7 protein-coding genes are annotated in these 4,864 nt (G+C 65.7%); all 7 read right to left on the bottom strand.

From position 1 onward, the window contains the following. Window positions 1-417, bottom strand: a 417-nt coding sequence (locus tag EPD81_RS10735; protein WP_221929240.1) for a hypothetical protein, incomplete at its 3' end; no start/stop codon positions are given. A 52-nt stretch (window positions 418-469) separates the two neighbouring features. Further along, window positions 470-718, bottom strand: coding sequence for an SHOCT domain-containing protein (locus tag EPD81_RS05840; RefSeq protein WP_055423768.1), 249 nt, complete (start codon window positions 716-718; stop codon window positions 470-472). 12 nt (window positions 719-730) lie between these two features. Continuing rightward, complete coding sequence (locus tag EPD81_RS05835) at window positions 731-1,255, bottom strand: hypothetical protein (RefSeq protein WP_142804528.1); 525 nt, start codon at window positions 1,253-1,255, stop codon at window positions 731-733. A gap of 214 nt (window positions 1,256-1,469) precedes the next feature. Then, on the bottom strand, window positions 1,470-1,862 hold the full coding sequence (locus EPD81_RS05830) for a DUF302 domain-containing protein (protein WP_142804526.1): 393 nt from the start codon (window positions 1,860-1,862) through the stop codon (window positions 1,470-1,472). Between the two features lie 29 nt (window positions 1,863-1,891). After that, complete coding sequence (locus EPD81_RS05825; protein ID WP_142804524.1) at window positions 1,892-3,799, bottom strand: cation-translocating P-type ATPase; 1,908 nt, start codon at window positions 3,797-3,799, stop codon at window positions 1,892-1,894. Continuing rightward, on the bottom strand, window positions 3,799-4,203 hold the full coding sequence (locus EPD81_RS05820; RefSeq protein ID WP_055423764.1) for a metalloregulator ArsR/SmtB family transcription factor: 405 nt from the start codon (window positions 4,201-4,203) through the stop codon (window positions 3,799-3,801). The genes EPD81_RS05825 and EPD81_RS05820 overlap by 1 nt, the downstream gene beginning before the upstream one ends. A gap of 79 nt (window positions 4,204-4,282) precedes the next feature. Further along, window positions 4,283-4,864, bottom strand: a 582-nt coding sequence (locus EPD81_RS05815; RefSeq protein WP_185955372.1) for a transposase, incomplete at its 5' end; no start/stop codon positions are given.

Raw genomic sequence — 4,864 nt, 5'->3', positions numbered from 1 at the left:
CTGGATCTGTGCGATCTTGGCCTGCTGCTGCTCCGTGAGGTCGAGCGCCGGGCCATAGCCGTATCCGCCCATCATTCCGGGGCCCATCATTCCGGGGCCCATCATTCCGGGGCCCATCATTCCGGGGCCCATCATGCCAGGGCCCATCATGCCAGGGCCCATGTAGCGGTCGTCCCAGTCATCCCAATCCCCCCACATCCCGCGGGGACCCATGCCCATCATGCCGGGACCCATCATGCCCGGTCCCATGCCCATCATCCCCGGCCCCATGCCGCACATCGGGCACCATCCGCCCATCATGCCGGGTCCCATGCCGTAGCCGTAGTACGGTTGCCCTTGCTGAGCCGAAGCGCTGGCCACGGTTCCCAAAAGCGCCATCGCGGCAAGCGCGCCAACGAGTTTTTGCTTGGTGTTCATTTGCATCTCCTTTACTGGTGGAAATTGCACAACCCGGTCCTTGGACCGGGGCCTATCCCCCCTTCAAGTCGTCGCGCTTCTGCAAGAACTCGTCGCGATCGATTTCCCCCCGCGCGTATTTTTCTTCAAGGATAGCCAAGGCCCGGTCATCGCCCTGGCGAGCGCCCGTGCCCGTTCGGCTTCTGCCGCCCAACAGATACTTGATGGCGGCCAGCACGAGCAGTACCGGCACCAGCCAGAGCAGGATCATCCAGATCCAGCCGAATCCCCATCCCCAGCCCATGCCGTAATCCATCATCATCTTCTTAGCCTTTCATTCCCGGGTGCGGCCATGCCGCCGCAAGAAGTCGATAATCTCGGCCGTCGTCGTCTTGTCCGGGACGAACTTTCCCATTGCCGCCTCGTGCCCGCGCATCCGGCCGACCACCGCCGGCCACTCCTGCGCGGTGTGCTGACGCGGGTCCGGCAGCGCGTGGCACTGCACGCAGAAGGTGCTGAACGCCTGGCCCGCCTGCGTGTTCAGGTCCGGGTATTTGGCCGCGTCGATCGGTTCCTGGGCGTGCTTCTGCAGATAGTCGAGCAGGATGTCCAGTTCTACCCTGCTCGGGGCCACCACCCCCATCATTCCACCCATCATGCCGCCCATCATCCGCATGCGCATGTTCATGCGGCCCAGCACCCGCGGCCATCCGGCGGCGGTGTGCATGCCCGGGCCGGGCAGGTTGTGGCATTGCACGCAGTAATACTGCAGTATCCTCGCGCCTGCCGAATCCGGCTCGGGCAGCAGCGCGGGATCGATGCCGGGCGGCAGCGCGCCCCCCATCATCCGCTGCATCATGTTCCTGTGCATGGGGCCCATCATTCCCGGCCCCATCATGTCTTGCGCCAATTTTGTTGCCCCCTCCGCACGGGCAAGGCCAACAGCGAGGGATGAGACGAGCAACGAGAACGCGACGGCTGCACCGGCCGTTAGCCTTGAAATGCCTCGTCGAGTTGTTCTCATCTCCACGCTCCTCGTTCGCCCCGGGCTGAAAGACGCTTTTCGCCCGGGGCTACAGCGCCTGCATCACCCGCTGCAGCCGCTGCCTCACCTCACCGGCCAGCTGAGTAATATCCGGTTTGCCGACCAGGTCCAGCACGGCGTTGGGGTCCATGAACTCGACATGCACCTTGCCTGCATCATCCTGGCGCACCACCACGTTGCAGGGCAGGAGCAGCCCGATGGACGACTCCACCGTCAGGGCCCGATGCGCGAGCGGCGGATTGCATGCGCCGAGAATTCGGTAGGGCGGCATGTCCTGGTTGAGCTTTTTCTTCATCGCGCCGGCGACGTCGATGTCGGCCAGCACGCCGAAGCCTTCGGCCTGCAGGGCCTGGGTGACGCGCTCGATCGCTTGATCGAAGGTCAGCTCCACCGTCTTGCCGAAACCGTACTTGATATCCATGACAACGCTCCTTGGGTTGGAATTGCTGTTCAGCGGCGCAGCATGCGCAGGCCGTTTCCGATCACCACGAACTCGCTGATCTCGTGCGCCAGCACCGCGATCGGCAGGGTGAGATAGCCGCCCACCGCGCCCGCGATCAGGACGCCGATCACCACCGCGGACAGGGCGAGGTTCTGCCGGATCACCTGCCAGGTTCGGCGGCTGAAGGAAATCAGATAGGGCAGCCGCGCGAGGTTGTCGCTCATCAGCACCACGTCCGCCGTCTCCAGCGCGACGTCGGTGCCCGCCGCGCCCATGGCGACGCCGACGTGGGCCGCCGCCAGTGCGGGCGCGTCGTTCACGCCATCGCCGACCATCATCACCTTGCCGTAGCGCGCCTCCAGCTCGGCGACCTTGCGCGCCTTGCCCTCCGGGGAAAGCTCGGCGAACACCTCGTCCACACCCACCTGCCTGGCGATCGCTTCCGCCGCCAAGGGATTGTCGCCGGTCAGCATGACCACCCGCTCGATGCCGGCGCGCTTGAGCTCGGCGACGGCCCGGACCGCCTCCGGCCGCAGCGGATCGGCGATGGCGATCAGGCCGTCGAGGGCTCGATCGGTGCCGACCAGCACCACGGTCTTGCCTTCCCGCTGCAAGGCTTCGATGCGGGGCATCGCGGCGGCCACCGGAACGCCCAGCCCCTCGAAGAGCCGTGGGTTTCCTACATAGTGGTCGACGCCTTCGATCCGGCCGCGGGCGCCCGCGCCGGTGAGGGACAGGAAATCTTGGGCCGGGTTGACCGCGATGCCCTCGCTCTTGGCCCGCTCCAGCACGGCCTGCGCCAGGGGGTGCTGCGAGCGCAGTTCGAGGGCGGCGGCCGCGGCCAGTACCTCGCGTTCGCTTTGCCCGTCCAGCGGGATCACATCCGTGACCTGCGGCCGGCCCAGGGTGAGCGTGCCGGTCTTGTCCAGGGCCACCACCCGCACCTTGGCCAGGTTCTCCAGATGCACGCCGCCCTTGATCAACAGGCCGTTGCGGCCGGCGGTGCCGATGGCGGCGACCAGCGTGATGGGGACGGAGATCACCAGGGCGCAAGGGGCGGCGGCGACGATGAACACGGTGGCGCGGGTGAGCCAGTCCTCCCAAGGCAGGCCGAACAGCGGCGGCAAAAGGCCGATGAGGATGCCCACGCCCAGGACGGAGGGGCTGTAGCGCTTGCCGAAGCGCTCGATGAAGCGTTGACTGCGGCCCTTGCTCGCCTGCGCGGCTTCCACCAGATGGATGATGCGCGAGAGGGTGTTGTCGGCGAAGGTCTTGGTGGCACGCACCGTGAGCGCGCCCTCGCCGTTGAGGGTGGCGGCGAACACCTGGCTGCCCGGCAGTTTCTCGACCGGCACGGATTCGCCGGTCACCGGCGCCTGGTTCACGCTGGAATGACCGTCGACCACCTCGCCGTCAGTGGCGACCGACTCGCCCGGCAGCACGATGAAGACATCGCCCACCCGGATCTGCTCGACCGGGATCCGTATCTCCTCGTCTCCGCGCCGCACGAGCGCGGTCTTCGGGGCCAAGTCCATGAGGGCGCGGATCGCGTGCCGGGCGCGCTCCGCCGTGTAGCCTTCCGCCGCCTCGGAGATCGAGTAGAGAAACACAAGCGTCGCGGCCTCCGCCCACTGCCCCATGACCCCGGCGACGATGGCGGCGGTGGACATGAGGAGCTCAATGCCGATCTCGCTCTCCTTGACCAGTTCCTCCAGCGCCTCGCGGCCGAAATAGTAGCCGCCGACGAGTACGGCGGCGATATAGAGAATTGCCTGGAACCCGGCGGGCAGGCCGAGATAGCCGCCGACGAAGCCGGTGAGCAGCAACAGCCCGGAGCATACGGAGGTGACGACCTTGGCGTTGCGCCAGGGTCGCGGCATGACCACCGGGGCCTCGGCGGCGCAGGCGCAGCCCATCACTCGCCCTCCACCGCCGCAAGCGATGCGGTCTGGATGCCGATACGACAGCGCCCGCCTTCCCGTAAACACATCCGCTCGCGAAAACGGTGCAAGTCCTGGGCAAAGAGCCCGCCGACGTCGGGCAGCGCCCGCAGCATGTCGTAGGCCAATTCCAGGTAAGGCACGCCGCGCACGAGGCGGTGATAGACCCAGCGCCCATCTTTCTCTGCGGACAGCAGCCCAGCCTGACGCAGAATCTTTACATGGCGCGACAGCTTGTACTGGGGCTCAAGCAGGCTGTCCACCAGTTCGCAGAGGCAGGCCTCCTCGCCGGTCTCGGCCAGCAGGCGGACGATACGGATCCTCGTCGGGTCGGCGAGGGCCTGAAAGATTTCGTGTGGTTGTACGTTGATCGTATGCATAGTTGCATGATAACGCATCTATGCGGGTTGTGCAACCTTTTTTCTGTAAATTTCCGTGGTGTTGGTCATGACGCCGGGGTTACGGGTTGAGGTTGAGATAGACCTTGCCGGTCATCCACTCGTCGTCGAGTTCGGCCAGCAGCGCCGAGACCAGGCGCAGGCAGGAATCCATGTTGGGGAAGATGCTGGCCACCCGGGTGCGTCGTCGCAGTTCCCGGTTGATGCGTTCCAGCCCGTTGGTGGTACGCAAACGGATACGGTGCGCAGCGGGGAAGTCGAACACCGTCAGGGATTCAGGAATCGCGGTTTCGGCCCACTCGGCCAGTTTCGGATGCTCCTTGCGCCAGGTGTCCAGGGCGGCTTTCAAAAGCCGCTCGGCTTCTGCCTTGTCCGGAGCATTGAAGATCGCGCGCAGTGTCGCGGCGACGTGCTTTTTCGCCTCCTGTCGGGTGACGAACTGGCCGGCGTTTTGCTGCAGATGGAACTGGCAACGCTGCCAGGGAACAGAAGGGAACACCGCTTTGCGGGCAGCTTTGAGGCCCGCATGATCATCCGCGACGATGAGCTTGACACCGTGCAACCCTCTGGCCAGGAGGGATTCCAGGAAACGTCGCCAATTGATCTCGGCTTCCGACGTGGCCACCGTGCAACCGAGCACCCG

It is taken from the genome of Tepidiphilus sp. J10 (genome assembly GCF_006980785.1).
Taxonomy (GTDB): domain Bacteria; phylum Pseudomonadota; class Gammaproteobacteria; order Burkholderiales; family Rhodocyclaceae; genus Tepidiphilus; species Tepidiphilus olei.
This window is presented reverse-complemented; position numbering and strand designations above follow the sequence as displayed.

Bases quoted from the DNA above. Each gene is read 5' to 3' on its own strand.
- EPD81_RS05840 (WP_055423768.1), bottom strand. From the start codon at position 718: ATGATGATGGATTACGGCATGGGCTGGGGATGGGGATTCGGCTGGATC.
- EPD81_RS05835 (WP_142804528.1), bottom strand. From the start codon at position 1,255: ATGATGCAGCGGATGATGGGGGGCGCGCTGCCGCCCGGCATCGATCCC.
- EPD81_RS05830 (WP_142804526.1), bottom strand. From the start codon at position 1,862: ATGGATATCAAGTACGGTTTCGGCAAGACGGTGGAGCTGACCTTCGAT.
- EPD81_RS05825 (WP_142804524.1), bottom strand. From the start codon at position 3,799: ATGGGCTGCGCCTGCGCCGCCGAGGCCCCGGTGGTCATGCCGCGACCC.
- EPD81_RS05820 (WP_055423764.1), bottom strand. From the start codon at position 4,203: ATGCATACGATCAACGTACAACCACACGAAATCTTTCAGGCCCTCGCC.